Here is a 26,385-nt window from a genome sequence, read left to right as displayed (position 1 = left end):
CCGGCAAACGCCGCGAATCCACCCCGTAAACCCCATAGCGCCGTGATCGTTTTTATTGGACTTGAAATGTCTCGGGGAGCCGCGCAGGCTGTGAACAGTTGCTAACCTGACGCCATGCGGATAGGCGTGAACGTCCCGAACTTCGGGCCCGGAACCACCCCGGAAAACCTTGCGCGTTGGGCTGAAGTCGTGGAGGGTCTCGGCTTCGATTTGTTGATGGTCTCCGACCATGTCGCAGTGACGCCCGACGTCGCCAGACAGTATCCGGCGCCGTTCTTCGAGCCCTTTACCACACTCTCCTGGCTTGCTGCCAAAACCACCAGGATTACGCTGGGGACAACGGTTCTCATCGTTCCCTACCGTCATCCTCTGGTGACGGCAAGAATGGCGGCCAACCTTCATCAACTCAGCGGCGGGCGGCTGGTTCTCGGCCTCGGCGTCGGTTGGGCCCAGCAGGAATTCGAGGCGCTGGACGTACCCTTCCGCCGGCGTGGCGCACTGACCGATGAACACATTCAAGTCATGCGCGCCGCATGGGACGACGAAGCCGACTATGGCTGCGGACAGATTCCGCTTTGGATCGGCGGCAACAGCGATGCCGCATTGCGCCGCGCGGTGCGCCTTGGTTCGCCATGGCATCCGCTGCGGTTCACGATGTCCTGGTTCCGGGAATCCCTTGGCCGGCTCAAGGAAATTGCCGACGAACTTCAGCAGCCGGTCCCGGATCTGGCACCGCGAATCGTTCTCCGCCTGACGGAAAAGCCGATCGACGATCCGGAGCGCCGTGCCGGCGAAGGCACGATCGACCAGGTACTCGACGACATCGAGCAGCTGCGCCTCCTCGGCGCCGGCACTGTGCTGCTCGACCCGTACCTCGGTGACCCGAACGAGACCCTCCGGCCCGAGGTGGCGTGGCAGGCACTCGCCACCGTCGCCGCGCACCGGGCATAGCCAACCCCACACAGAGACGGAACAGCCGTGACCCTCGACCATCACGACCTTCCTGAGAGCGGCGCCGACCGCGCCCCCTCCTTCAGCGAGGCCGACCTGCGGCATCTGCGCCGCTGCATCGAACTGGCGGCTGAGGCGGTGGACGCCGGCGACTGGCCGTTCGGGTCGGTCCTCGTCGACGCGGACAACAAGGTCCGGGCCGAAGAGCGCAACCGTGAGTCCACCACCGGGGACCCGACCGCGCACCCGGAATTCGAACTGGCCCGCTGGGCCGCGACGCATCTGACCGCCGAGGAGCGGGCCGCGGCGACCGTGTACACGTCGGGCGAACACTGCCCGATGTGCGCGGCCGCGCACGGGTGGGTCGGACTGGGCCGCATCGTGTACGTGAGCTCGTCCCAGCAGGCCCGGGACTGGAAGGCCGAGTGGGGCGTGCCCGTGACCTCGCCCTTGTCCCCGCTGACCATCCAGGACGTCGTCCCCGGCCTTGAGGTGGCCGGGCCGGTGCCCGAACTCGTCGACCAGGTCCGCGAGTTGCAGCTCCGTTTCCGCGCGAAGCTGGGCGCGGCGGGCTGATCGCACAACGCGACCGGGCCTGGCAGCGGAATCTGCTGCCAGGCCCGGTCGCGTTTCGGCAGGTGGCGGATCAGACCATGACCTGGTCGTACTTCGCCATGTGCTCCTGCAGCTCTTCCATGCTGGGGTTGCGGCCGTTGGCCGTAAGGCGCTCCAGACCGCGGAAGTACTCCTCGCGGTGGAAGACCGGCATGAACATGATCAGCAGGATCGCGTTCTCCTTGCCGCGGTTGGTGAAGCCGTGCGGTGCGCCCTTGGGCACGTAGGCGAAGGCGCCCGGCTCACCCACCACCTTCTCATCACCGATGGTGAATTCGATCTCGCCCTTGACCACGTAGAACATCTCCGTGGACTTGTCGTGCACGTGCGGGCTGGCACCGTTCGCCTCGGGGGCCATGTGGTGTTCGTAGAAGCCGAACTCACCGTCGGACTGCTCGTGGGTGAGCTTGATGAACGTCTTCTTCGTATCCCGGATCCTGACGAACTCGCCCTCGCCCGCCGGCACGTACAGAGGCAGAGACATGTGCTTCTCCTTATGTGTTGACAACGACCGACCCGCCAACCGGGCCGAAATGTAAGGGTGTTACCTGGCCTCGACGAGGCTCGGGTCATCGGCCCTGCGGTCCATCTGGGCCTGTGCCCAGCGGCCGATGGCCGGCGCCGCGAGGCCGCTGGCGGCGAACAGCGCGGCCAGCGCGATCCAGCCGGTGGCGCCGACCGTGACGACCAGGCTGATCAGGAGCGGCGCCGCGATCTGCTGGATGGCCACGCCGAGCCAGAAGACCGAGAGGTAGACGCCCTCCTGCCCGGGCACCGCGAGCAGATAGGACCCGCCCCAGCCTCCGGCGGACTGCCACAGCTCGCCGCCGGTCAGCGCGATGATCGCCAGCAGCAGCACGCCGACGGCCAGGACGACCGGCAGCTTCGGAGCCGCGGTGAGGAGCAGGCTGCAGACCGCGAGCGAGGCGCCGGCCCAGAGCAGTGCCCGTGCCGCGCCGGCGATGGTGTCGGTTCCCCGGCTGGCCCGCATCTGCAGGACGACCGCGAGCACGGTGTTGACCGCCACCAGGGGGGAGATCACCGCGGGTGAGACCTTCGTGTGTCCGACGATCCACAGCGGGATGCCGATGCTGAGCAGGGTCATGTGCATGGTGAGCACCGCGTTGATCCCGGTGAACGCCAGGAACGATCCGTCCTTCAGCACCTTGGCCGAGAAGCGCTTGCGCAGGCTCTTCCCGACCTCGTTGAGCAGTGGCAGCCGGGAGGCCAGCGTCGCGGAGACGGCGAACGCGGCGGCGTTGACCAGCAGGATCGCCGCGTACCCCGGCCTGGTGTCGATCATCAGCCCCAAGCCGCCCACCAGGGCGCCGACGGTGAAGCCGACGTTGCGTATCGACCGGAGGAGCGCGATGACCCTGACCCGCTCCTCGGTCGCCACCGCTTGCCCGACCAGGGCCTGTTCCATCGGAGAGGCCGCCTTGTCGGCGACGCCGAGCACGCAGAGCAGCGTAAGGAACTGCCACAGGTTCTGGACGAACGGATAGACCAGGAAGCACGCGCAGCGCCACAGGTTCACCCCGACCAGGACCTTCTTCGGGCCGATCCGGTCGGCCAGGTGCCCGATCGGAATCGCCGTTCCCAGGGAGATGACGGCGGACAGGGTGAGGCCGAGACCGAGGTTGCCCGCCGTCAGGCCGACGGACCGGGTGACGAAGGGAACGGAGACGGCCAGGAAGGCACCGGTGCCCACCGCGTTGGTGATCGCCATCACGGCCAGCCGGGCTCCGACCGAGCCTCCCGGCATGGAACCGCGCAGACCGCGGACGCGCTGCAACAGAGCAGACATGTGTTTCCTCAGCCCGTCGTGATGCGGATGGCAGCGTCCGCGTCCAGGACGCGCCGGCTCGTGGCGGCCGCGTCCGGTCCGGTCGCGATGACGTGTCCGGCGCGGTCCCAGGACGATGCCCACGGCCGGACTTGCGCGCCGACCTCGACGTCCACCTCCGCGTCCCGGACGCCGGGCAGTGCCTTCGCCGTGTCCACACCGCTCACCTCGGTCACGGTGCCCGGTTCGGCGGCCAGGAACCGGATCGCCGAGGTCCGCTCCGACGAGCGCGGCAGCGTGACCGGACGGCCGGCCAGCAGATCGATCAGGGTCACCCGGATCCGCGTGTCGTAGGCCAGGTCGATCAGGTCGATCAGGTAGTCACCGGGGCAGCGGCCGGCACATTCGACCAGCGTCGGACCGTTCTCGGTCAGGATCCACTCGGCGTGCAGGATGCCGGTCTGGAAACCGACCGCGGCGACCAGTGCCCGGGATGCCTCCTCGAACGCGGTCTGCGTGCCGGCATCGAGCGGAGCGGGCAGCAGGTGGCCGAGTTCCACCGGGTACGGACCCTCGATCACCGTCTTCGCGGTGATGTTGTGGAAGATGATCTCGCCCTGCCGTACCAGCGCCTCGACACTGAACTCGGGGCCCTGCAGGCGTTCCTCGGCCAGGAAGCGCCAGTCCAGCGGCCGGTCGGGCACCTGCTCGTACTCGGCGGCCGTCGAGGTCCGCTCCCACGCCTGTGCTGCGGTGGCGGCGTCGACCGAGTCCAGCAGTTGCACGCCGACGCTCGCCTGCCGGTTCGCCGGCTTGACCACCACCGGACCGTCGCCGGCGAACTCGAGGATGTCCTCGGGCCCGAACACCTCCCGCCAGCGCGGATTGCGGACGCCGCCGGCGCCGGTGACCTCGCGCAGCCGGACCTTGTCCCGGAGCGCCTGCGCGGCCGCTTCGGTCGCGCCCGGCAGCCCGAGCTTCTCGGCCAGTGCGGCCGTTGCCGGTACCGCGTACTCCAGGCCGGGCACGACGGCGGCGATCGGCCGCACGGCCGACAGTTCGACCACCAGGTCGAGGACCTCCGTCGACTGCTGGTAGCTCGCCGGGACGATCCGGTCGAGGCAGTCGAAGCGCGATGCCGCGTCCTGCAGCTTCCGCTTGCGGATGATGTCGGGTTCCTCGATCACCACGACGGATCCGGCGGGGACCCGCCTGTCGATCGCGCGGAGGTAGGCCGCGTTGTAGCCGACGAACAACACCTGTGCGTCCGTGTCGTGGGCGGTCACGACGACCTCCTGGTTGATGGTGCGGACCACTGCTTGGTCACTGCCTTTCCGTGATGGGGGACCTCGCGGCCGACGGCGCTCATGCGGGGGCTCCGAGCGCCTCGGTCCGGCCGTCCGCCCGCACGGGCACTCCGTCGATGACGACCTCGATGGCGGCGAGCACTTCCTCGTAGCGGGCCTGCGCCTCCTCGGGGGTGGCCCCGGAGACGATGACGTGCCCGTGCCGGCTCTTGGAGTCACGGACGTCCGACGCGGTGTCGCCGGGCCGCAGCCGGACGTTCAGCTCGTCGACGAAGTCGAGTCGGCGGGCTGCTTCCAGGCCGCGGATCTCGTCGACGCGGCCGGGCGGGAAGGTGAAGAACCGCACCGTCGCCGACGCCGTCGGCGCGGACAGCTCGGCCGGAGGGCCGGCGATGCCGGCGAAGATCGCCCGTTCGATGTCCAGCCCGTTGGCCAACTGCACGAGTCTCGGTATCCGGTCGCCGCCGAGCCGTGCCTGCGACTCGACGATGCGCGGGCCGCGCTGCGTCCAGATCACCTCGGTGTGCGCGGGACCGAACCGGTAGCCGCACGCCGTGAGGAACTCCGTGGTCAGGTCCTCGATGGCCTGCGCGCGGTCACGGGGCAGCGGCGCCGGATGAACGTGCCCGACCTCCACGAACAGAGGCGGCGCCCCCAGCAGCTTCTCGGTGATGCCGACGACCTGGTGCCGGCCGTCCTTGCTCAGTGTCTCCACGCTGTACTCGGGGCCGACCAGGTACTCCTCGACCAGGAACGGGCCGTCGTAGCCGTACTGGTCGACCAGCGCGGTCCAGGCCGCCAGGTCCTCCGGCTCCTGCCACAGGAACACGCCCCTGCTGCCCGCGAGCGCGGTCGGCTTGACCACGGCCGGGCAGCCGACGCGCCGGACCGCGTCCGGTACCTCGTCGCGGGTCGCCGCCGCCTCGAAGGACACGGGAGACAGTCCCCGCTCCGCCAGCAGTCCCCGCATCGCGTGCTTGTCGGCGAGGAAGCGGATCGCCGCAGCCGGATTGAGCTCCGCGTGCAGTTCCTCGGCGGCCTCGTAGGCGGCGACCATGCTCTCTTCGCGGCCTATGTGGTAGATCACCGAGGCGCTGTGCTCCCGTGCCACCTCGAGGATGGTGCGCCGCAGCAGCTCCTGGTCCCGGAAGTCGGTCAGGACGAACACGTCCGCCAGATCGCGCACCTCGTCGAGGTACTCCGGCGACTCGAGCCGGGTGTCCCAGATCGCAGCGACCCAGAACCCTTCCGCCTGTGCCTTCTGGACGAACTGCCGGTACGGCATCACCATCAGCAGGCGGGGCCGGCCGTCGGGGGGAACGGTGGTGCTCAACGGGCACCGCCGCTGTCGGTCACGCGGCTCAGCAGGCTCAGGTACCGCTCACCGGTGTCGGGCAGCAGGGTCACGATGCGCTTGCCCCGGTACTCCGGACGGGCGGCCAGGACACCGGCCGCGTGCACGACCGCGCCCGCCGAGACACCGACCGTGAGGCCGATGCGCCGCGCCAGCCGCCGCGTGGTGTCGAGCGCGTCGGCGTCCGAGACGGGGACCACCAGGTCGATGAGGTCCTGGTCGGTCGTGGGTGCGATGAAGCCGCCGTTGAACCCGGGGATGCAGTGCGTGCCGGGCTCACCGCCGGAGAGCAGCGGGGACCCGGCCGGCTCCACCGCCACGAGACGGACCGAGGGGTTCCGCTCGCGGAGGAAGCGGCCGACACCGCTGAGCGTGCCACCCGTACCGACCCCGCCGACGAACACGTCGATCCGGCCGTCGCAGTCGGACCAGATCTCCGGGCCGGTCGACTCGTAGTGGGCCCGTACGTTGTCCGCGTTGTCGTGCTGGCAGCAGAACCACGAACCGGGGGTCGCCCGGTGGAGTTCCTCGGCCTTGTCGACGGCGGCCTGGTAGCCACCCGTGTGCGGTGTCCGCACCACCTCGGCGCCGAGGTGCTCCAGGATGGCCACCCGCTCCGGGGTCGCGTTGTCGGGCAGCACGATGACGCAGCGGTAGCCGCGGTCCGCCGCCAGCGCGGCGAGCGAGATCCCGGTGTTGCCCGAGGTCGCCTCGATCACGGTGCCGTTGCCCGGGGTGAGTTGCCCGCGCTCCTCGGCGGCGCGCAGCATCCAGAGCGCCGCCCGGTCCTTGCTGCTGGACCACGGGTTGAACAGCTCCAGCTTCGCCAGCACGTCGGCGTCGGCCGGCACGCCGTCCTGGATCCGGTCCATCGGCAGCCGGAGCAGCGGCGTACCGCCGATCAGGTCGGCGAGGGAGTCCGCGACCGGACGCCGGTTCACCGGCTCGGTCCGGATGTTGATCTCGTTCGCGGCGGCCTCCGCGGTCCGCGCCGCGAGCTGGGCGGTCTCGGCCACCACGAGCACGTGCCCGGACCGGTCGCCGTTGCGGCGCGGCTCCCGCAGTACGTCGCCCGGCTTCGGCTTGAGGGTGACCTCCAGCACGCCCGGCAGCGCGGCGGCGCGGTCCTCACCGGTGATCGACACGACACGGCCGGGCGGCGCGATCAGGTAGCGGATGGCGGCGCCGGCGACCGGCTCCTTCGGCACCACCTCGGCCGGCAGCGGCTGACCGAGGTACTGCCGGGTCACCAGCTCCAGGGAGCGGATGCCGAGGGCGCGGTCGACCAGGTAGGTGATCTTGCCCCCGGCGGGCCGCGGGTTGATCTCGATGAGCTTGGGCCCCGACGCGGTCACCTTGATCTCGACATGGGCCATGCCCATGTCGAATCCGACCGCGCGCAGCGCTTCCACGGCCAGGTCGCCGCAGGCGCGGACCGTCGACTCGGGCAGGGCGGACGGGAAGCTGTGGCCCAGCTCGACGAAGTAGCCCTGGCCGCCGACCGACTTGTCGGTCACCCCGAGCACCTCGTACCGGTCGCCCTCGGCCAGCACCTCCACGCTGACCTCGGGACCGCTCAGGTACTCCTCGACCATCAGCTCGTGGTAGCGGCTCTGGCCGCGGGTGTTCTCCACCCGGGACCGGATCAGCGCGACGTGCTCGCCGGCCTGCCCCGGAGTGTCGACCAGCCGGACGTCGGCGCTGCTGGTCTCGTCGGCCGGCTTCACCACGACGGGCAGGCCGATCTCCGCAGCGGCCGCCTCCGCCTCGGCCGCGGTCTGCACCGTGCGGAACGCCGGCATCGCCACCCCGAGCTCGGCGCAGCGCCGGCGCATCAGCGCCTTGTTGCGTGCCACGGCGACCCCGTCGACGCTGACCGTGGGAAGCCCGAGCAGGACCGCCACCTCCGCGGCCACGACCACGTCGTACTCGGCCAGGGTCAGGAACGCGTCGAAGGGGTGCTCGGCCCCGGCCGCGTGCACGTGCGGAAGGAGCTCTTCGAGGATGTTCGTCTCACAGTGCACGATCTCGTCGACGTACTTGTCGAAGTAGGCCGGGCCGCCCGGCACTTCCAGGTATCGGTCCAGATCGCGGGTGAAGAAGGTGACCCGGCAGTCGAGTTCCTTGATGATCTGCAGGCCTTCGAACCCGGAACCGGAGAGGTTGCTCTCCAGGACACCGACGTGAATCATTTATGCCTCCGATGGCATGCCGACTCGTGGTCGGCTGGGATGCGGGGAACAGGGGCGGGAGGGGTGTCACCAGCACCCGGATGTGGCCAGGGCGCGCAGCAATTGCGCTGACTGCTCGCGGTCCGCGGCGGACAGCCGTGTCGCGATCTCGGCGGCGGGGGCCATCACCCGGGCGCCGGCCGGCACGTCGGCCAGCACGAGGGAGCCGGCACCGATCAGCGCCTCGTCGCCGATGGTGACCGGACCGAGCACGATCGCGTTGGTGCCGATCACCACCCGGTTGCCGACGACCGGGTGCCGGCGGGCACCGGGCTCGCGCCGGTCGTCCCGCCACCAGCCGACCGCACCGAGCGTGACCTGGTGGAAGATCGTGACGTCGTCGCCGATCTCGGCGGTCTCCCCGATCACCACCGCGGCCCCGTGATCGATGAACACACGCCGGCCGAGCCGCGCACCGGGATGGATCTCGATGCCGCCGGTCGCGGCGCGCGCCAGGTAGGCCAGGATCCGCGAGGCGTGACGGTGCCCGCGGGAGTACAGGACATGTGCCACCCGGTGGGTCCACAGCGCCGGCAGGGCGGGATGCAGCAGCGCCTCCGCACGGGTGCGTATCGACGGGTCTCGCGAGACGATCATGGAAAGGTCTTCCTTCGCCCGGGCGATCGTCCTACGCATGCGGTCCTCCGTATCTCATGGCCTGGTCTCTCGGCGGCGCCGTCGGGTTCGGCGGCCGGACTCAGTAGTTCGGGACCTTGACCAGGTTTCCGGTCCCTTCGACGATCTCCGGGATGTACACCCGCTCGTTCCAGACGTCCTGGGCCACCGGTTCGAGGGCTATCGACACGGCACCTTCCTCGACGGAGAACGCGGCCTGGACAGCGCTGGTGATCGCGTCGACCAGGGCCGTGATCCGGTGCGTGTCGAGGCTGTTCGGGAAGTGTTTGATGTTGACGTGCGGCACTCCGATGACCTTCCTGGTGAGCAGTGCGGACTGGATGGCGGTGACGAGTTCGTCTATGCCGGCGGCGCGGAGCAGGCCGTAGTGGTCGGCCCTCAGCTGGATGACCTTGGGGGGCGTGCTCGAAGGCACCTGGCCGGAGTCGATGAACGAGTCCTGGTCCCCCGTGGCCTTGAACACGGTGATCGGCGCCGAGATGCTGCGTTCGGCCAGTTCGTGGGGGGCGTACTCGAAGAGGAACGTCCGCCACACCACGCCGACGATCCGGCGTACCAGCTCGCGGTCCAGGTGCTCGAACCGGCCGCAGACGAAGTCGATGAACGAGTCCTCGTCATGCGCGGCCGCCAGGCAGTCCTCGAGCGCCGACCGCTCGAGGTTTCCCGCGAACACCGAGTACAGGATCGAGACGAACGTGGTGTCGGCGAAGCTGACCGCCGCACGGGAGTTCCCCTCTCCGCCCGCTTCCACCGGAGGCTTGCCCGGCGCGATGAGGATCAGGTCCTCGACCTGCTCGCCGGCGCACTCCAGTTGGTACGACACCTCGAACGCGACCCGGGCGCCGAAGGAGTACCCCCACAGCACGTACGGGCCGACCGGCTGGACCTGTCTGATGAGTTCGATGTCCCGGGCGACCATCTCGTCGAACGTGGCGTACGCGGTCTCGCCCGCGTTGATGCCGTAGGCCTGGACACCGAAGAACGGGTGGTCCGGCTCCACCCGGCTGGCCAGCAGGCGCAGGCTCATCGGGTAGCCGCCCAGCCCCGGCCAGCAGAAGATCGGCCGGCGGTCGTCCTTGCCGCCGCGCAGGCGTACCAGCCTGGACAGCGAGGTCGCGGGCTCGCGGTCGACGCGTCGGGCCAGCCCGGCGATGGTCGGCGACTCGAACAGCACCTGGAAGGGCAGGGAACTGCCCAGCTCCCGGTTGATCCGGCTGATCAGGTTGACCGCGGTCAGCGAGTGGCCCCCGGCTGCGAAGAAGTCGTCCCGGATCGAGACGCGCGAGCGCCGCAGCACCTTGCGCCAGATCGCGGCGATCGCTTCCTCGGTGGGCGTGCGCGGCGCGACGATCGGTGCTTCCGTGTCGTCCACGGTGGCCTCGTCCATGGCGCGCAGCGCCTGGTGGTCGACCTTGCCGTTGGGGGTGAGCGGGAAGGAGTCCAGCACGGTGACCCGGTTGGGCACCATGTAGGGGGGCAGGGATTCGGCCAGGTCGTCCTTGATGATCTCGGCCGGCCCCCGCATGTGGACGGAGTCCTCCTTCATGCCTTCGCTCAGCCGCTGCTCCGCACTGATGCGGCCGCCGACGGCGAAGTAGGAGGCCACGTCCGGGCCGAGATCGACGATGTCCGCGATGCGCCGGGCCGAAGGCAGGTCGTTGCCGGTCTCCGAGCTGTAGCCGGAGGACATCAGGCCCAGACCGTCGTCGTTCATCTGGAGGCGCTGCAGCTCCCGGCCGAGGTCGACGTAGCGCTGCCAGGGCTCGGACGAACCGCCGATCAGGCTGACCCCGAAGCTCGCGCGCTGGTAGACCTCCTGGTTGATGGCGATGACGTGCTGCTTGCGCACCAGTTCGTCGGACACCCGCACCAGATCGCCGTCGGCGTACCGGTACTGGCCGCCGTCCAGATCGGCGATCCGGCCGGGGTGGGCCTGCACGTACACGTCGACCGGGCCGGGGACGGCGGGGGCGGCGGAAGTCTCCACCTCGAAGGTGGCCAGGTAGTAGTCCTCGTCCGGGCACCCCAGGACGTCCTTGACCGCCGGCTCCTGCTCGCGGGCGTTGATCCGCAGGCCGTACTCGGGCAGCACCATGTCGAACAGGCCGACCATGTGCCCGGCTTCGAACTGGAGCACTTCCTGGATGTTGTTGCGGTAGACGGGCTCGATGGCCGACCGGCGCCCGATGAAGTGGACCCGCAACCTCGGCGCACCGGCCGGGGCGGGAGCGATCAGTGAGAGCCGGTGGCCGATCGGGTGGTAGTAGTAGTAGCCGGGTTCGAGGCCCGCGACGCCCGACAGCTCCAGGTACAGCTGCGTGGCGTACAGCGAACCGGGCGAGGCGTACCCGTACTTGGGCAGCAGGCGTTCGGGGCTGGGGAACTGGCCGAAATAGCGCAGCAGACCGCCGAGTTCGGACAGCGTCAGCCCCTCCGGGGACCGGGGCGTGGCCGGGTTCTGCGCCTGGGGGGCGAGCAGGCCCAGGATGTCGTCCCTGGTGACCTCGCCGCCTTCGAAGAAGCGATACGTCTTGCGGGCGAACACCGTGCGACGCTGCTGTTCCGTCGGCGAATGTCCGGGCAGTTCGACGGCCGGGAACTCGGCGTCCTCGCGCACTCCCAGGTCGGCGAGCTGCGCACGGAGCTGCAGTTTGCTCTGCTTCGACTGGTGGTGGGCGCCGTGGTTGCCCTGGTCCATCAGCGCGGCCTGGTTCGGGTCGAGCTCGATGAACGCGATGAGATTGGCGCCGAACCGCGGGTCGTCCCGGACCACGGCGGCGGCGCGCTTCACCCAGTCCTGTGCCTCGATGGCCACCTTGATCTCGTCCAGCTCGACCCGGAAGCCACGCAACTTGACCTGGCTGTCCGTGCGGCCGAGGAACTGCACGGTGCCGTCGTCGTTCCAGCGCGCCAGGTCACCGGTGCGGTAGAGGCGGTCGAACCGTGGATCTGTGGAGAACGGGTTGGCGAGGAACCGTTCGGCGGTCAGCTCGGGGCGGTTCAGGTACCCGCGGGCGAGCTGGGGCCCCGCGACATAGAGCTCACCCGATTCACCCTCCGCGACGGGCTGCCGGGCGGCGTCGAGGATGTGGAAGGTGACGTCCCGCACCGGTCGGCCGATGGAGATGTGCTCCGGGCCGTGCTGGACGGTCTTGCGGTCGACGGTGTGGGACGACGCGTTGATCGTGCACTCGCTCGGCCCGTACAGGTTGACCAGGTCGCAGTCCGGCAGCGCGTCGAGCAGCTCGATCGCCAGGCTCTTGGTGAGCGCCTCACCGCCACTGAAGATCTGGGTGAGTGACTTGCAGTGGGGCAGCTGTCCGGAGTCGACGAGCGCCTGCAGGAGGGTCGGCACGCCCTGGAACGTGGTCACCTGGTTCGTCGTGATCAGGTCCAGGAGCCGGTTGGGGTCGCGGTAGGCCCCCGGTTCGCCCATCACGACGGTGCTGCCGACGGCCGGCGCCAGGATCTCCCACTGGGCCGCGTCGAAGCTCAGGGGTGTCTTCTGCAGCACGATCCTGTGCTGGTCCAGACCCTGCTCGTCGGCCAGCCAGCGCATCTGGCTGACGATGCTGTGGTGCTCGATGCCGATGCCCTTGGGGTTGCCCGTGCTCCCAGAGGTGTAGATGACGTACGCGAGGCTGTCCCCGTGCGCGTGCGCCGACGGGCCGGCGGCGGCCTGGGCGTCCGGCGCGGCTCCCCGGTGCGATCGCGCCCGGGCGAAGGTGACGATCTCGGTTTCCGGCGGCGCCAGCGCGGCCAGCCGGGACACGAGCGACTCGTCGGCCAGAATGACCTTCGCCTGTGAGTCCACCACCATGTAGCGGACGCGTTCATCCGGGTACTCCGGCGACAGCGGCAGGTAGGCGGCGCCCGCGTGCAGGACGCCCCAGACGCTCACCATGAGGTCGACGGACGGCTCCATGAAGATGCCGACCGGTTCATCCGCTGCCACACCGAGTTGCCGCAGGTAGGCGGCCATGTTCTCGCTGCGCTCGCTGAGCTCCTGAAAGGTCAGTCGTTCTGTCCCATAGGAGACGGCGGTCCGGTCGGGGTGGACCAGCGTGGTCGCGCGCAGCATGTCCGAAAGGCTGTAGCCATCGGACACCGTCGATTTCGCCATCATTCCTCGAATTCATCCATTTCGAGTGCATCGCCGATAAAAGGGCAGCACGGAACTAGCCGACGTCAAAGACGGCGAGCGTGATTGGCCACCTGTTGTCGTGCCGTGAGCCCCGAGCGGTAGGCATGGGCGAATGGGGCAACAGGACTATATTCAGGCTTTCATGTGGAACGGTGGGTTCCGTGCGACGTTTACATGAACGGCCGCGGCGCATATGGAGTCGACATGCCCGAAAATTGCCCTACCAGCCCTTATGCCGCCCCCGTGGCTTGACAGGGAGCCTCTGTCGGCATCCCCTGCGGGCAATCCTGCGGTTACACGCCCCCACTTCATCCAGCCGGTTCCGTTGCGTCCGGAAATGGCCTAGCAGTCCCTCCTTGAGCGCGACTATATCCCCGGGGTCATTGCAAGATCAAGATCTTTTCTGGCGAGATATCGACGCGGCGGAGAATACGTACCTCGTGAGCCGTATGTGCGGGATTTTTCCGGCCGGTCGGCCTACGGCGGGTGGGGTGTCGACTGGAATGGAAATGGAATTCCACATACCGTTATGGCGGATTCTTTTTCCTTTGCGGCTTGAAATCTACCCTCCCCCCGGTGGGGCGGCACCCACCGCCGCGCCCCGTCACGGGCCGCCGGGTCACCGGTGGCCGACAGTGCCCCGGTGGCCGACAGTGGGGACAGGCACCGAGCCGAGGGGGGCCACATCACGCCGGAGGCGTACACACATGGGACTCTTCGACTTCCTGAAGTCCGACAAGAAGAAGGCGCACGACGCCGCCGCGAAGGCGAAGGAGCAGGTCGAGCAGCAGGCGTCCGCCGCGAGCCCGGCCGCCGACGCCGCCTCGGCCACCCGCATGGCAGCCGAGCGCATGGCGGCGGCCGCCCCGCCCAGGCCCGCGACGCCGACCCCGACCTCGGCCGCCCACAAGGCCGTTCCGGCGCCGCCCAACCCCGCGGCGATGCCGAAGCCGGGTGCGGCCGCCTCCGCGGCGCCCGGCGCGCACCACACCCCGACCCCCACCTCGGCCGCGCACAAGGCCGTACCCGCCGCCCCCAAGCCGGCGCCCACCGCCAAGCGGCGTACGTACACGGTCAAGCCCGGCGACTCGCTGTCCGCCATCGCGCGCCGCGAGCTCGGCAACGAGGCCCGCTGGCGCGAGCTCTACGCCATGAACAAGGGCGTCGTCGGCTCCAACCCCGACCTCATCCGCCCGGGCATGGTCCTCACCCTCCCCTGAACACCGGAGTGCGGGGAGCATGCCGAAGGGCCCGGATCCCGAGGGATCCGGGCCCTTCGGCCATCCGGCATCGGGGAATCAGAACTGCTTGTCGTCCGCGGCCGATCCCGCCTCGCGCTCCTTCGCCGCCAGCTCGTCGTCGAAGCTCGCCGGCGCGGCGTCCTGCGCCGAGAGCTCGGTGGCCGCCGGCGGCTCGACGAGCCAGTCCGGGTTCGACTGCTGGTCCCACCACTTCCACGCGGCGAACGCGCCACCGGCCAGTACGCCGACCACGGCGAGGCCCTTGAACAGCCGGCCCGTGCGCGCCCGCCGCTCGTGGCGCCGCACCAGCCGCTGGATCTCCTTGGGCGTCACCTGCCCGCGCAGCGCGGCGAGCGCCGCCGTCGAGCGCGACGCGGCCTCGTTGGCCACCGGTGTGGCCGCCGCGATCGCGCTCTCGATGCGCGGTTGCGTGTAGTCGGCCGCCTGGCGCGCCGCCCGGCGGGTCTGCTTCACCGCGTTGCTCGCCGCCCGGTCCACGTTCGGCGGCACGTGGGCGCGCGCCGCCCTCATCCGGGGATGCAGATGGGTGTCGTAGGCAGTACGGGCTTGTCGCGTGGCCTCGTTGGCCGCGTGCGACACCTTCGGCGCGAGTACCAGGTTCGCCTCATGCGCGTAGTGCGCCATGGCGTCCTTGGCGGTCCCTGCGTACGGTGCCACCACTTCCGACGCGTGCCGCACGGCTTCCTTGGCGCTTTCCGCTGCCGCGAGCACGCTGTCCTTGCGGGTCACAGGATTCCTCCTTCTCGGTGGCGGACACAGTTCACCTTTCCACCCTTTGTCGGATCATGCCTGCCATACCGCCGACCGGCATGCGTGACAGGGCATACGGGTGGAGGATTTCTGTGCCGCGGAGCGCTCCGTGCGACTATCTGGACCGACAGTGATGACTATGGAAGGCAGATCCGTGGCCGAGAAGCTCTACGCCACCCTGAAGACCAACAAAGGCGACATCGAGATCGAGCTGCTGCCGAACTTCGCCCCGAAGACCGTCCGGAACTTCGTGGAGCTCGCCACGGGTGACCGTGAGTGGACCCGCCCCACCGACGGCCAGAAGACCACGGACCCGCTCTACGACGGCACCGTCTTCCACCGCGTCATCAGCGGTTTCATGATCCAGGGCGGCGACCCGCTGGGCAACGGCACCGGCGGCCCCGGCTACCAGTTCGCCGACGAGTTCCACCCCGACCTGGCCTTCACCAAGCCCTACCTGCTCGCCATGGCCAACGCGGGCCCGGGCACCAACGGCTCGCAGTTCTTCATCACCGTCGCGCCCACCGCCTGGCTGACCCGCAAGCACACCATCTTCGGCGAGGTCACCGACCCGGGCAGCCAGAAGATCGTGGACTCCATCGCCGGCCTGGCAACCAACCCGCGCACCGAGCGCCCGCTGGACGACGTGATCATCGAGTCGGTCGTCATCGAGAAGCGCTGACGCGCCCCGGGCGCCCGGAACCGCGCCCGGGAACCTTTCCGCCCCGCCCGTCCGTCCTGCATGCATACCGGACCGGCGGGGCGCTCCCCTGCCTCGCCGCTGATCGAGGGAACCGATGGACACCGACCGTCTGCCGGGCTGCTACCGCCACCCGGACCGTGACACGGGGATCCGCTGCACCCGCTGCGAGCGCCCCATCTGCCCCGAGTGCATGATCAGCGCCTCGGTCGGCTTCCAGTGCCCCGAATGCGTCCGCGAGGGCTCCGGCACCGGACACCGCCCGGGCGCGAACGCCCCGCGCACCCTCGCGGGCGGGATGGTCGCCGCCGATCCCCAGCTGGTCACCAAGACCCTGATCGGCATCAACGTCGCCGTGTTCCTGGCGGGCCTCGCCGCTCCGGCGCTCGTGATCCAGCTGGAGCTGCTCGGGCGGTACGTGGAATTCTTCGGCGCCCCCGTCGAAGGAGTCTCCACCGGTCAGTACCACCGCCTGCTGACCTCGGTGTTCCTGCACGTCGAGTGGTGGCACATCATCGGCAACATGATCGGCCTGTGGGTGATCGGCGGCCCGCTGGAAGCGGCGCTGGGCCGCGCCCGCTATCTCGCCGTCTACCTGCTCTCGGGGCTGGGCGCCAGCGCCCTCGTCTATCTGCTGACCCCGCCGAACACCCCGACGCTCGGCGCGTCGGGCGCCGTCTTCGGCCTGCTCGGCGCCACCGTCGTCCTGGTGCGCCGGCTGCGCTACGAGATGCGGCCGGTGATCGTCATGGTCGTGCTGATGCTGGTGCTGACCTTCGTACCGTTCGGCGGCAGCCTGAACGTCTCCTGGCAGGCGCACGTGGGCGGCCTGGTCACCGGGGCCCTGGTGGGGCTGGGGCTCTTCCGGCCCACCTCAGGCCGCCATCGCGCACTCATCCAATGGAGTACCTGTGTGGCGGTATTCCTGCTGGTGACAGCCGTGATCCTGCTCCGGACCGCAGAACTCACCTGATCACACCGGCGTCAACTCTCCACAGAGTTATCCACAGATCTTCTGTCTTTTCCTCAGGTGTGGATGACGCTGTGGATAACTCATGGGGAGAGCTTCCGTCAGAGGGCGATCGGTGCTACTTCCACTGCGTGGATACGCCGAATCCCGCCGCAATGAAGCCGAAACCGACCACAATGTTCCAATTGCCCAGCGCCTCGATCGGCAGCTGGGTCTCGGTCACGTAGAAGACGACGATCCACGCGAGCCCGATCAGGAAGAACGCCAGCATGACCGGGGCGACCCAGCTGCGGTTCGTCAGCCTGATGTTCTGGGGCTGCCGGGTCGGCGGCGGCGTGTAGTCGTCCTTCTTGCGGATACGTGACTTCGGCACGAGGGGCTCTCCTGTCGATGCGGCTGGGGACCTTGCCTGCCCCGGGCGTCCGTTAGCGTAGTGGACCTGTGGCGTTGAAGGAGAAGGGTACGTTGAGCGATTCCGACGACTCCTCCGCGGGTCCCCGTCGCCGGGCCAGGCCGGTCCGGCTGTTGACCGCCGCCGTTTTCGCCCTCGCCGGGCTGCTCTTCGTCACCAGTTTCAACACCTCCAAGGGTACGAACATCCGGACCGACGCCTCGCTCCTCAAGCTGTCGGACCTCATCGAGGAGCGCAGCCAGAACAACGCGGAGCTGGAGGCGAGCACCGCCGCGGTCCGCCATCGGGTGGACGCCCTCGCCGAGCGTGACGACGGCAGCACCAAGGCGGAGGACGCCAAGCTGGCCGCCCTGCGCGCGGCGTCCGGCACCGAGGAGCTGACCGGCAAGGGCCTGACCGTCACCCTCAATGACGCACCGCCCAACGCCACCGCCCGCATCCCCAACGTGCCCGAGCCCCAGCCCAACGACCTGGTGATCCACCAGCAGGACCTCCAGGCCGTCGTGAACGCCCTCTGGCAGGGCGGCGCCCAGGGCATCCAGGTCATGGACCAGCGGCTCATCTCCACCAGCGCGGTGCGCTGCGTGGGCAACACCCTGATCCTCCAGGGCCGGGTCTACTCGCCGCCGTACAAGGTCTCGGCGGTCGGCGACCCGGGCGCGCTGCGCAAGGCCATGGCGGCTTCCCCGGCCCTGCAGAACTACCAGCTGTACGTCAACGCGTACGGGCTCGGCTGGAAAGTGGACGAGCACAAGACGCTGACACTTCCCGGCTACTCCGGCACAGTGGACCTCCACTATGCGAAGCCGGTGGAATCCCCGTCCTCCTCGTCGTGACGTCGTACTGCGCCTGGTCGTACGGACGTTCAGCGAGGTGTGCCTGACGGCGGGCACCCTGATCGTGCTCTTCGTCGCGTACGTACTGCTGTGGACCGGCGTCAAGGCCGACCGGGCCATGGACGCCGAGATGGCCCGGATGCGCGACACCTGGGTGGCCGCCCCGGCGGCCCCGGCGGCCGCCCCCGAAGCGCCCCAGGCCCCGAAGGCACCGCAGGACCGGGAGACCCCGCCCCCCTACCCGGCCGGCCAGGCCTTCGCCGAGATGTACATCCCGCGCTTCGGCCCGGAGTGGAACAAGCCCGTCCTGGAGGGCACGGACCCCGAGCTGCTGAAGAAGGGCCTGGGCCACTACGCGGGCACCGCCCGACTCGGCGCCACCGGGAACTTCTCGGTGGCGGGCCACCGCCGTACGTACGGAGACCCCTTCAAGGACTTCCCGGAGCTGCGCCCGGGGGACGCCGTGATCCTCAAGGACGCGACCACCTGGTACACGTACACGGTCCGCGGCGGGCCGCTGCGCACCCTGCCCACCGACGTCCGGGTGGTCGACCCGGTCCCGGCGAGGTCGCCGTTCACGACGCCCGGCCGGTACCTGACGCTGACGACCTGCGACCCGGAATGGGGCCACAGCCACCGGCTGGTCGTCTGGGCGGAGCTGACGGAGACCCGCGCCGTGGGGCAGGGCAGACCGGAGGGATTGCCGAGGTGACCCACCCGGTCGGGCCACTGCCTTTAGTCTGTTCGCGTACCGCCCCCGCGGTGCGTTGAACGAATGAGGACGAAAAGGAAACAGAAGCCATGTACGGCTGGATCTGGCGGCATCTGCCGGGCAATGCGTGGGTGCGCGCGCTGATCTCGCTCGTACTGGTCCTCGCGGTGGTGTTCGTGCTGTTCCAGTACGTCTTCCCGTGGGCCGAGCCGCTCCTGCCGTTCAACGATGTGACAGTGGACGAGGGATCGGGAGCCACTCCGTGAGCGCGCGCATTCTGGTTGTCGACAACTACGACAGCTTTGTCTTCAACCTGGTCCAGTACCTCTACCAGCTCGGCGCCGAATGCGAGGTGCTGCGCAACGACGAGGTCGAGCTCTCCCACGCGCAGGACGGCTTCGACGGCGTGCTGCTCTCCCCGGGGCCGGGGACGCCGGAGGAGGCCGGTGTCTGCGTCGACATGGTCCGCCACTGTGCGGACACGGGTGTTCCGGTCTTCGGCGTCTGCCTCGGCATGCAGTCGATGGCGGTGGCCTACGGCGGGGTCGTGGACCGGGCTCCGGAGCTGCTGCACGGCAAGACCTCGCCGGTGGTGCACGAGGGCCTCGGAGTCTTCGCCGGCCTGCCGTCGCCGTTCACCGCGACCCGCTACCACTCGCTCGCCGCCGAGCCCCTGACCCTGCCGGACACGCTGGAGGTCACGGCGCGCACCGAGGACGGGATCATCATGGGCCTGCGCCACCGGGAGCACGACGTCGAGGGCGTGCAGTTCCACCCCGAGTCGGTGCTGACCGAGTGGGGGCACCGGATGCTCGCCAACTGGCTGGTGCGGTGCGGTGACGCGGGTGCCGTGGAGCGCTCGGTGGGGCTGGCCCCGGTGGTGGGCAAGGCCGTCGCGTGACGGCGGTCGCGCCGTCCGCGCCCACGGAGGGCCGGGCCGCGCGACGCAGGGCAGCTCAGGAGGCCGCGAAGCGGGCCGCCCGGCAGTCCCGAAGGCGGGGCGGCCGGCGGCGCAAGCGGCCGGCCTCGGGCGGCCCGGTGGTCATCGCGAGCCGGCTGGGCGGGGAGCTGTTCATCACACTGGGCCTGGTGATGCTGCTGTTCGTCGCCTACCAGCTCTGGTACACGAACCTGCTGGCCGAGCGGACGGCGAACGGGGCCGCGGGCTCGCTCCAGCAGACCTGGCGCAAGGACCCCGGCCCCCGCGGGACCGCCGCGCCGCCGGTGACCGCCTTCGAGCCCGGCCAGGGCTTCGCGATCCTCCACATCCCGAAGCTGGACGTGAAGGTCCCGGTGGCGGAGGGCATCAGCAAGCCGAAGGTGCTCGACAAGGGGATGGTCGGGCACTACGGCGAGGGCGCGCTGAAGACGGCCATGCCCGCGGACCCGCAGGGGAACTTCGCGCTGGCGGGCCACCGCAACACCCACGGGGAGCCGTTCCGCTACATCAACCGGCTGGTGCCGGGGGATCCGGTGGTGGTCGAGACCCGGGACGCGTACTACACGTACGAGACGACCTCGTCGCTGCCGCAGACGCCGCCGACGAACGTCTCCGTGATCAAGCCGGTGCCGGAGGGATCGGGGTTCACCGCCCCGGGCCGGTACATCACGCTGACGACCTGCACGCCGGAGTTCACCAGCACCTACCGGATGATCGTATGGGGCAGGATGATCGACGAACGCCCCCGCAGCCACGGCCCTCCGCCCGCGCTGACCAGCTCGTAGCCAGCCCCTCTAAGGACGAATCAGCAGTGTCTCGCGCCCACCGTCGCCGCCCTGCCGCAGCCGCGCCGCCCCCGCACCGCAGCGTGCTCGCCGGGTTCCTGAGCCTGCTGGGCGAGCTCCTGATCACGGTCGGCCTGGTGCTGGGCCTGTTCGTGGCGTACTCCCTGTGGTGGACGAACGTGCTCGCGGACAAGCAGGCCTCCGCGCGCGGCGACGAGGTCCGCCGGCAGTGGCAGGCGCAGGCCCCGGACCGGTCGGCGGCCCCCGGCGCGCTGGACACCCAGGACGGCATCGGGTTCCTGCACGTACCGGCGATGAAGAACGGCGAGGTGCTGGTCAAGCCGGGCACGGACCCGGACGTCCTCGACGACGGCGTCGCGGGCTACTACACGGAGCCGGTGAAGTCGGCCCTGCCGTGGGACGAGAAGGGGAACTTCTCGCTCGCCGCGCACCGGGACGGCCACGGGGCGAAGTTCCACAACATCGACAAGGTGAAGAACGGCGACGCGATCGTCTTCGAGACCAAGGACACCTGGTACGTCTACAAGGTCTTCGCGGAGCTGCGCCAGACGTCGAAGTACAACACGGACGTGATCAACCCGGTCCCGAAGGAGTCGGGCAGGACCGCCCCGGGCCGCTACATCACCCTGACGACCTGCACGCCGGTGTACACCTCGAAGTACCGCTACATCGTCTGGGGCGAGCTGGTCCGCACCGAGAAGGTCGACGCGCAGCGGACCCCTCCGGCGGAACTGCGCTAGGCACGCGTCCACCGGCCCCTGGAGACGGCTGAGCCTCCCTGGGCGCCGCGAAGGGCCCAGGGAGGCTCAGGAGGTCGGTCCGGTGGCCGCTAGCGGCGGTTGCCGCCCGTCAGGCCTCCGAAGAAGCCGCCACCGTTGGTGCCGCCGTCCTGCTGGCCGCCGGCCTGCGTGTACACGTTGACGGCCTGGCCCGTGTTGGCGGGGCTACCGGCGATCGGGTCGGAGAGCATCACGATCGCGTTGTCGTCCGTCGGGCCGGAGATGACCCGGCCGAAGGTCAGGCCTTTGGCGGCCAGTTCCAGCTTCGCCTGGGCCACCGTCTTGTTGGCCAGGTTCGGGACCTGCGTCTGCTGGGAGGCCTTGGCGATGGTGATGCCGACCGCCTTGCCGACCTCCAGCTGCTCGCCCGGCTGGAACTGCTGGGCGATCACCGTCTTCGGCGCGGCGCCCGGGGACTCGGTCTCCGTCACGCTGCCCAGCTTGAGGTTGACGGCCTTGAGGGCCTTCTCCGCCTCGTCCTTCGTCTTGCCCTTGAGCTCCGGGACGACCGCCTTGGACTGCTCCTTGGCCACCGACAGGGTGATGACGTCGCCCTTCTTGGCCTCCGCGCCGCCCTTCGGGTCCTGTTCGAAGACGACGCCGGGGGTCCGGTCGGACTCCACGAGCTTGCGCTCGACCTGGAAGCCCTTGTCCTTGAGGGTCTTCTCCGCCTGGTCGAACTGGCTGCCCAGCACGTCGGGGACGGACACGGCGGGCGCGCCGGAGGAGACGGTCACCTTGACCGTGGTGCCCTTGTCGACCTTGGTATCGGCGGCCGGGTCCTGCTTGCAGATCTTGCCCTTGGGCTGCTCCTCGCAGGCGGCGTCGGCCTCCTTCGCCACCTTGAGGCCCACGTTGTCGGCGCTCTTCTGCGCCTCCTCCAGGGTCGCGCCGATGAACTTCGGCACGGCGGGCCGGTTGTCGGCCTGCCCGTTGAAGAGGGAGCGGCCGATGAGGATGGCGCCGACGAGGACGAGGACGCCCGCCGCGACGAGCAGGATCGTGGACGCCTTGCTCTTCTTCTGCTGGCGGCGGCCGTGGCCCTGGTCGTAGCCGCCCTGGCCCTGGTCGCCGTACCCGTAGCCGCCCTCGCCCGGGGGCATGGGCGGCATCATCGAGGTCTGGCCGCCGGGGTCGGTGGTGCGCAGGGCGGTGGTGGGCTGGTCGTAGCCCTGGTGTCCGTAGCCGTGGCCCTGGTCGGGGTAGCCGTAGCCGGCCGCGCCCATGGCGGCGGTGGCGGCGACGGGCTGGCCGTCGAGGCACGCCTCGATGTCCGCGCGCATCTCGTCGGCGGACTGGTAGCGGTAGTCGGGGTCCTTGACCAGCGCCTTCAACACGATCGCGTCCATCTCGGGCGTGATCTCGGGGTCGAAGTTCGACGGAGGCTGGGGCTCTTCCCGTACGTGCTGGTAGGCGACAGCCACGGGGGAGTCGCCGACGAACGGGGGCCGTACGCTGAGCAGCTCGTAGAGCAGGCAGCCCGCGGAGTAGAGGTCGGAGCGCGCGTCGACCTGCTCGCCCTTGGCCTGCTCGGGGGAGAGGTACTGTGCGGTGCCGATGACGGCGGCCGTCTGCGTCATGGTCATGCCGGAGTCGCCCATGGCCCGGGCGATGCCGAAGTCCATGACCTTGACCTGGCCGGTGCGGGTCAGCATCACGTTGGCGGGCTTGATGTCGCGGTGCACGATGCCGGCCCGGTGCGAGTACTCCAGGGCCTGGAGGATGCCGATGCACATCTCCAGCGTGCGCTCGGGCAGCAGCTTGCGGCCGGAGTGCAGCAGCTCGCGCAGGGTGGACCCGTCGACGTACTCCATCACGATGTACGGGATGGAGATGTTGTCGACGTAGTCCTCGCCGGTGTCGTAGACGGCGACGATCGCCGGGTGGTTCAGCGACGCGGCCGACTGGGCCTCGCGCCGGAACCGGGCCTGGAAGGACGGGTCGCGGGCGAGATCGGCGCGCAGGGTCTTGACGGCGACGGTACGGCCGAGCCGGGTGTCGTGGGCGAGGTAGACCTCGGCCATGCCACCGCGGCCGAGCACGTGGCTCAGCTCGTACCGGCCGCCGAGGCGACGCGGCTCTTCCATAACGTTGCAGCCCTCTCCGTCAGTCCCGACCGCACCTGTGTGTGGTCCGGCGGTGTGCTGTTCGCGCAAAGGCTACCGGCCGATCGTCCGTGATCGGTTCGTGGCCACAGGCTGATACTGGACCGGTACCGTACGCTCGGATCCGGCCGGGATCAGTGACGTGGATCACTTCGCTCCGGTCCGTCATCCGCGACTCACGTCACTTCTCGCCCTTCAGTACGGCCTGCATGACCGCCTGGGCGACGGGGGCGGCGAGGCCACCGCCGCTGATGTCCTCGCGGTCCGCGGAGCTGTCCTCGATCACGACGGCGACGGCGACGGGCGAGCTGCCGTCCGGGTTCTCGGCGTAGGAGATGAACCAGGCGTACGGGCGCTTCTTGTTGCCCTCGCCGTGCTGGGCGGTGCCGGTCTTGCCGCCGACCTTGACACCCTTGATCTTGGCGTTGGCGCCGGTGCCGTTCTCGACGACGTTGACCATCATCTCCTGGACCTTCTGGGCGTTGGCCGCGGACAGCGGCCGGCTCATCTCCTCCGGAGAGTGCTTCTCGATGACGTCGAGGTTGGGCGCGGTCAGCTGGTCGACCATGTACGGCTTCATCAGCTTGCCGTCGTTGGCGATGGCCGCGGTGACCATCGCCATCTGGAGCGGGGTGGCGGCGGTGTTGAACTGACCGATCGAGCTCTGGGCGTTGCCGTCCTTGCCCATCTTCTTGTCGTAGACGCTGGCGAAGGCGCGGACCGGGATGTCGATCTTGTCGTTGTTGAAGCCGAACTTCTCAGCCGTCTTCACCATGTTGTCGCGCCCCACCTTGTCGCCGAGGTTGGCGAAGACGGAGTTGCAGGAGACGCGCAGGGCCTCGTTGAGGCTGGCCTTCTCGCAGCCCGAGGCGTGGTTGACCATCGGGGTCTTGGTGCCCGGGAGGATGTACGGCTCCGGCGTGTCCGTCGGGTCGTTGATCTCCTTGACGACGCCGTTCTCCAGGGCCGCGGCCGCGGTGACCACCTTGAAGGTGGAGCCCGGCGGGTAGGTCTCGCGCAGGGCGCGGTTGACCAGGTTCTTGTCCTCGCTGTCCTTCAGCTCGACCCAGGCCTTCTCGTCCGCCTTGGAGTTGCCGGCGAAGCGCGAGGGGTCGTACGAGGGGGTGGAGACGAGCGCGAGGATGGCCCCGGTGCGCGGGTCGATCGCGGCGACCGCGCCCTTCTTGCCGTTGAGCTTGTCGTAAGCGGCCTTCTGGGCCGCCGGGTTGAGCGTGGTGACGACGTTGCCACCCTGCTTCTTCTCCCCGGTGAACATCCCGATGGTGCGGTCGAAGAACAGCCGGTCGTCGTTGCCGGTGAGGATGCCGTCTTCGAGGGATTCCAGCTGCGTGGAGCCGAACGCCTGCGAGGCGTACCCGGTGACGGGGGCCCACAGCTCGCCCGCCGTGTAGGTCCGCTTGAACTTGTAGTCGCTGCCGTCGGTGACCGCGGAGCCGGTGATCGGCTCGCCCGCGACGATGATGTTGCCGCGTTCGGTGGCGTACTGGGCGATCTGGACCCGGCGGTTCTCCTTGCGCGTGCTGAGCTCCTCGGCCTGGACGTACTGCAGCCAGTTGGTCCGGATCAGCAGGGCGAGGACGAGCAGCCCGCAGAACAGCGAGATGCGGCGCAGGGGCTTGTTCATGACGGGCGGACCACCTGGGTCATCTCGGAGTCGGGGGACGGGGCGGGGGCCGGGGCAGGTCGGCGTGCGGTGTCGCTGATCCGGATGAGGACGGCGATGAGGATCCAGTTCGCGAGGACGGAGGAGCCGCCGGACGCGAGGAAGGGCATCGTCATGCCGGTGAGGGGGATGAGGCCCATGACTCCGCCGGCGACGACGAAGATCTGGAGCGCGAAGGCGCCGGAGAGGCCGATGGCGAAGAGCTTGCCGAAGGGGTCGCGGGCGGCGAGGGCGGTGCGGACGCCCCGCTCGATGATGAGCCCGTAGAGCAGGAGGAAGGCCATGACGCCGGTCAGGCCGAGCTCCTCGCCGACGGTGGCGAAGATGAAGTCGGAGTTGGCGGCGAAGCCGATGAGGTCGGAGTTGCCCTGGCCCCATCCTGTGCCGAGGACTCCGCCGGAGCCGAAGCTCATGATCGACTGGGCGATCTGCTCGCAGGCGCCGGCGTCGGCACCGCGGCGCCCCCAGCAGCCGAAGGGGTCCAGCCAGGCGCTCACGCGGGCGCCGACGTGGCTGGAGAAGGAGGCGACCACCACGGCGCCGCCGACCGACATCAGCAGACCGATCACGATCCAGCTGGTCCGCTCGGTGGCGACGTACAGCATGATCACGAACATGCCGAAGAAGAGCAGCGAGGTGCCGAGGTCGTTCTCAAAGATCAGGATGAGCAGGCTCATCGCCCAGATCACCAGGATGGGGCCGAGGTCACGGCCGCGCGGCAGGTAGAGGCCCATGAACCGGCGGGAGGCCAGGGCCAGGGCGTCGCGCTTGACCATCAGGTAGCCGGCGAAGAACACCGCGAGGACGATCTTCGCGAACTCGCCGGGCTGGATGGAGAAGCCGGCGATGCGAATCCAGATCTTGGCGCCGAAGACGTCCGCGCCGAGGCCGGGGACGAGCGGCAGAAGGAGCAGCACCAGGGCCGCGACCATCGAGATGTAGGTGAACCGCTGGAGCACCCGGTGGTCCTTGAGGATCAGCAGGACGCCGGAGAACAGGGCGATAGCCAGCGCCGTGTACATCATCTGGCGGGGTGTGGACTCGGAGAAGGCGCCGTAGGAGCGCTTGGCGAGGTTCTGCAGCCGCTCGGACTGGTCGAGGCGCCAGATCAGGACGACGCCGAGCCCGTTGAGCAGGGTGGCGATCGGCAGCAGCAGCGGGTCGGCGTACTTGGCGTAGCGGCGTACGACGAGGTGGGCGATGCCCGCGAGCACGGCGAAGCCGAGCCCGTAGAGGAACATGCCCGGGGGCAGCTCGCCGTGGATCGACAGGCCCACGTTGGCGTAGGCGAAGATCGGGATGACCACGGCGAAGGCGAGCAACAGGAGCTCGGTGTTCCGCCGGCTCGGCGCCTCGATGGCGCCGATGGTGGTCGTGTTGGTGACAACGCTCATGGTGTGGCAGG

Annotated in this window: 22 protein-coding genes and 2 pseudogenes; 11 read left to right on the top strand and 13 right to left on the bottom strand. The window is 69.4% G+C overall.

What is annotated here, in order from left to right; all coding sequences use genetic code 11:
- Positions 1 to 114 precede the first annotated feature (114 nt).
- Together ACGFYU_RS14100 and ACGFYU_RS14095 are read left to right on the top strand one after the other, a co-directional pair.
- Entirely contained in the window at positions 115 to 951 is an 837-nt protein-coding gene (locus tag ACGFYU_RS14100) for an LLM class flavin-dependent oxidoreductase (protein ID WP_393827554.1), read from the top strand.
- 27 nt (positions 952 to 978) lie between these two features.
- Positions 979 to 1,527 (top strand): nucleoside deaminase, encoded by a 549-nt coding sequence (locus ACGFYU_RS14095; RefSeq protein ID WP_393827553.1) that lies wholly within the window; start codon positions 979 to 981, stop codon positions 1,525 to 1,527.
- A gap of 70 nt (positions 1,528 to 1,597) precedes the next feature.
- Here ACGFYU_RS14095 and ACGFYU_RS14090 read toward each other — a convergent pair whose 3' ends face one another.
- The 8 genes and pseudogenes from ACGFYU_RS14090 to ACGFYU_RS14055 form a co-directional block, all read right to left on the bottom strand.
- The gene (locus ACGFYU_RS14090) at positions 1,598 to 2,050 is read right to left on the bottom strand and encodes a cupin domain-containing protein (RefSeq protein WP_393827552.1); all 453 of its coding nucleotides are present in this window, start codon (positions 2,048 to 2,050) and stop codon (positions 1,598 to 1,600) included.
- A 60-nt stretch (positions 2,051 to 2,110) separates the two neighbouring features.
- On the bottom strand, positions 2,111 to 3,373 hold the full coding sequence (locus ACGFYU_RS14085; protein ID WP_393827551.1) for an MFS transporter: 1,263 nt from the start codon (positions 3,371 to 3,373) through the stop codon (positions 2,111 to 2,113).
- Between the two features lie 8 nt (positions 3,374 to 3,381).
- A complete protein-coding gene (locus tag ACGFYU_RS14080) occupies positions 3,382 to 4,668 on the bottom strand; it encodes an ATP-grasp domain-containing protein (protein WP_393827550.1) in 1,287 nt (428 codons plus the stop codon).
- Between the two features lie 49 nt (positions 4,669 to 4,717).
- Positions 4,718 to 5,992 (bottom strand): ATP-grasp domain-containing protein, encoded by a 1,275-nt coding sequence (locus ACGFYU_RS14075; protein ID WP_393827549.1) that lies wholly within the window; start codon positions 5,990 to 5,992, stop codon positions 4,718 to 4,720.
- Positions 5,989 to 7,221: a pyridoxal-phosphate dependent enzyme gene (locus ACGFYU_RS14070; protein WP_393827770.1), complete on the bottom strand. Its 1,233-nt coding sequence runs from the start codon at positions 7,219 to 7,221 to the stop codon at positions 5,989 to 5,991. The genes ACGFYU_RS14075 and ACGFYU_RS14070 overlap by 4 nt, the downstream gene beginning before the upstream one ends.
- A gap of 30 nt (positions 7,222 to 7,251) precedes the next feature.
- Positions 7,252 to 8,205, bottom strand: a pseudogene (locus ACGFYU_RS14065) (acetyl-CoA carboxylase biotin carboxylase subunit family protein); the annotation flags it as partial.
- Between the two features lie 66 nt (positions 8,206 to 8,271).
- The gene (gene epsC / locus ACGFYU_RS14060; RefSeq protein ID WP_393827548.1) at positions 8,272 to 8,841 is read right to left on the bottom strand and encodes a serine O-acetyltransferase EpsC; all 570 of its coding nucleotides are present in this window, start codon (positions 8,839 to 8,841) and stop codon (positions 8,272 to 8,274) included.
- A 100-nt stretch (positions 8,842 to 8,941) separates the two neighbouring features.
- Entirely contained in the window at positions 8,942 to 12,961 is a 4,020-nt protein-coding gene (locus tag ACGFYU_RS14055; protein ID WP_393827547.1) for an amino acid adenylation domain-containing protein, read from the bottom strand.
- Positions 12,962 to 13,731: 770 nt separating this feature from the next.
- Here ACGFYU_RS14055 and ACGFYU_RS14050 point away from each other — a divergent pair.
- Positions 13,732 to 14,244 (top strand): LysM peptidoglycan-binding domain-containing protein, encoded by a 513-nt coding sequence (locus tag ACGFYU_RS14050; RefSeq protein WP_393827546.1) that lies wholly within the window; start codon positions 13,732 to 13,734, stop codon positions 14,242 to 14,244.
- A 78-nt stretch (positions 14,245 to 14,322) separates the two neighbouring features.
- Here ACGFYU_RS14050 and ACGFYU_RS14045 read toward each other — a convergent pair whose 3' ends face one another.
- Positions 14,323 to 15,015, bottom strand: a complete 693-nt coding sequence (locus ACGFYU_RS14045) for a DUF5324 family protein (RefSeq protein ID WP_393827545.1) — start codon at positions 15,013 to 15,015, stop codon at positions 14,323 to 14,325.
- Between the two features lie 175 nt (positions 15,016 to 15,190).
- On the opposite strand from ACGFYU_RS14045, the gene ACGFYU_RS14040 reads away from it, so the two are divergent.
- On the top strand, positions 15,191 to 15,718 hold the full coding sequence (locus tag ACGFYU_RS14040) for a peptidylprolyl isomerase (protein WP_393827769.1): 528 nt from the start codon (positions 15,191 to 15,193) through the stop codon (positions 15,716 to 15,718).
- 115 nt (positions 15,719 to 15,833) lie between these two features.
- Positions 15,834 to 16,709 (top strand): rhomboid family intramembrane serine protease, encoded by an 876-nt coding sequence (locus ACGFYU_RS14035; protein WP_393827544.1) that lies wholly within the window; start codon positions 15,834 to 15,836, stop codon positions 16,707 to 16,709.
- Positions 16,710 to 16,824: 115 nt separating this feature from the next.
- On the opposite strand, the gene crgA is transcribed toward ACGFYU_RS14035, so the two are convergent.
- On the bottom strand, positions 16,825 to 17,079 hold the full coding sequence (gene crgA / locus ACGFYU_RS14030) for a cell division protein CrgA (protein WP_030031168.1): 255 nt from the start codon (positions 17,077 to 17,079) through the stop codon (positions 16,825 to 16,827).
- A 92-nt stretch (positions 17,080 to 17,171) separates the two neighbouring features.
- On the opposite strand from crgA, the gene ACGFYU_RS14025 reads away from it, so the two are divergent.
- The 6 genes and pseudogenes from ACGFYU_RS14025 to ACGFYU_RS14000 all read left to right on the top strand — a co-directional run bounded on the left by ACGFYU_RS14025 (position 17,172) and on the right by ACGFYU_RS14000 (position 21,152).
- Positions 17,172 to 17,954, top strand: a complete 783-nt coding sequence (locus tag ACGFYU_RS14025) for a DUF881 domain-containing protein (protein ID WP_393827543.1) — start codon at positions 17,172 to 17,174, stop codon at positions 17,952 to 17,954.
- A complete protein-coding gene (locus ACGFYU_RS14020; protein WP_393827542.1) occupies positions 17,917 to 18,666 on the top strand; it encodes a class E sortase in 750 nt (249 codons plus the stop codon). The genes ACGFYU_RS14025 and ACGFYU_RS14020 overlap by 38 nt, the downstream gene beginning before the upstream one ends.
- Before the next feature lie 89 nt (positions 18,667 to 18,755).
- Positions 18,756 to 18,932, top strand: coding sequence for a hypothetical protein (locus ACGFYU_RS14015; RefSeq protein WP_030011120.1), 177 nt, complete (start codon positions 18,756 to 18,758; stop codon positions 18,930 to 18,932).
- Entirely contained in the window at positions 18,929 to 19,567 is a 639-nt protein-coding gene (locus tag ACGFYU_RS14010; protein WP_393827541.1) for an aminodeoxychorismate/anthranilate synthase component II, read from the top strand. The genes ACGFYU_RS14015 and ACGFYU_RS14010 overlap by 4 nt, the downstream gene beginning before the upstream one ends.
- A gap of 149 nt (positions 19,568 to 19,716) precedes the next feature.
- Positions 19,717 to 20,391: pseudogene (locus tag ACGFYU_RS14005) on the top strand (class E sortase); the annotation flags it as partial.
- Positions 20,392 to 20,417: 26 nt separating this feature from the next.
- Complete coding sequence (locus ACGFYU_RS14000; protein WP_393827540.1) at positions 20,418 to 21,152, top strand: class E sortase; 735 nt, start codon at positions 20,418 to 20,420, stop codon at positions 21,150 to 21,152.
- 89 nt (positions 21,153 to 21,241) lie between these two features.
- Here ACGFYU_RS14000 and pknB read toward each other — a convergent pair whose 3' ends face one another.
- The 3 genes from pknB to ACGFYU_RS13985 form a co-directional block, all read right to left on the bottom strand.
- Entirely contained in the window at positions 21,242 to 23,278 is a 2,037-nt protein-coding gene (gene pknB, locus ACGFYU_RS13995) for a Stk1 family PASTA domain-containing Ser/Thr kinase (RefSeq protein ID WP_393827539.1), read from the bottom strand.
- Between the two features lie 199 nt (positions 23,279 to 23,477).
- Entirely contained in the window at positions 23,478 to 24,941 is a 1,464-nt protein-coding gene (locus ACGFYU_RS13990; protein ID WP_393827538.1) for a peptidoglycan D,D-transpeptidase FtsI family protein, read from the bottom strand.
- Complete coding sequence (locus tag ACGFYU_RS13985; protein WP_393827537.1) at positions 24,938 to 26,374, bottom strand: FtsW/RodA/SpoVE family cell cycle protein; 1,437 nt, start codon at positions 26,372 to 26,374, stop codon at positions 24,938 to 24,940. The genes ACGFYU_RS13990 and ACGFYU_RS13985 overlap by 4 nt, the downstream gene beginning before the upstream one ends.
- Positions 26,375 to 26,385: the final 11 nt, after the last annotated feature.

This window comes from Streptomyces sp. NPDC048337 (assembly GCF_043201175.1).
Taxonomy (GTDB): Bacteria; Actinomycetota; Actinomycetes; order Streptomycetales; family Streptomycetaceae; genus Streptomyces.
The sequence above is the reverse complement of the archived record's forward strand: the minus strand, read 5'-3'. Positions and strand labels throughout refer to the sequence as shown.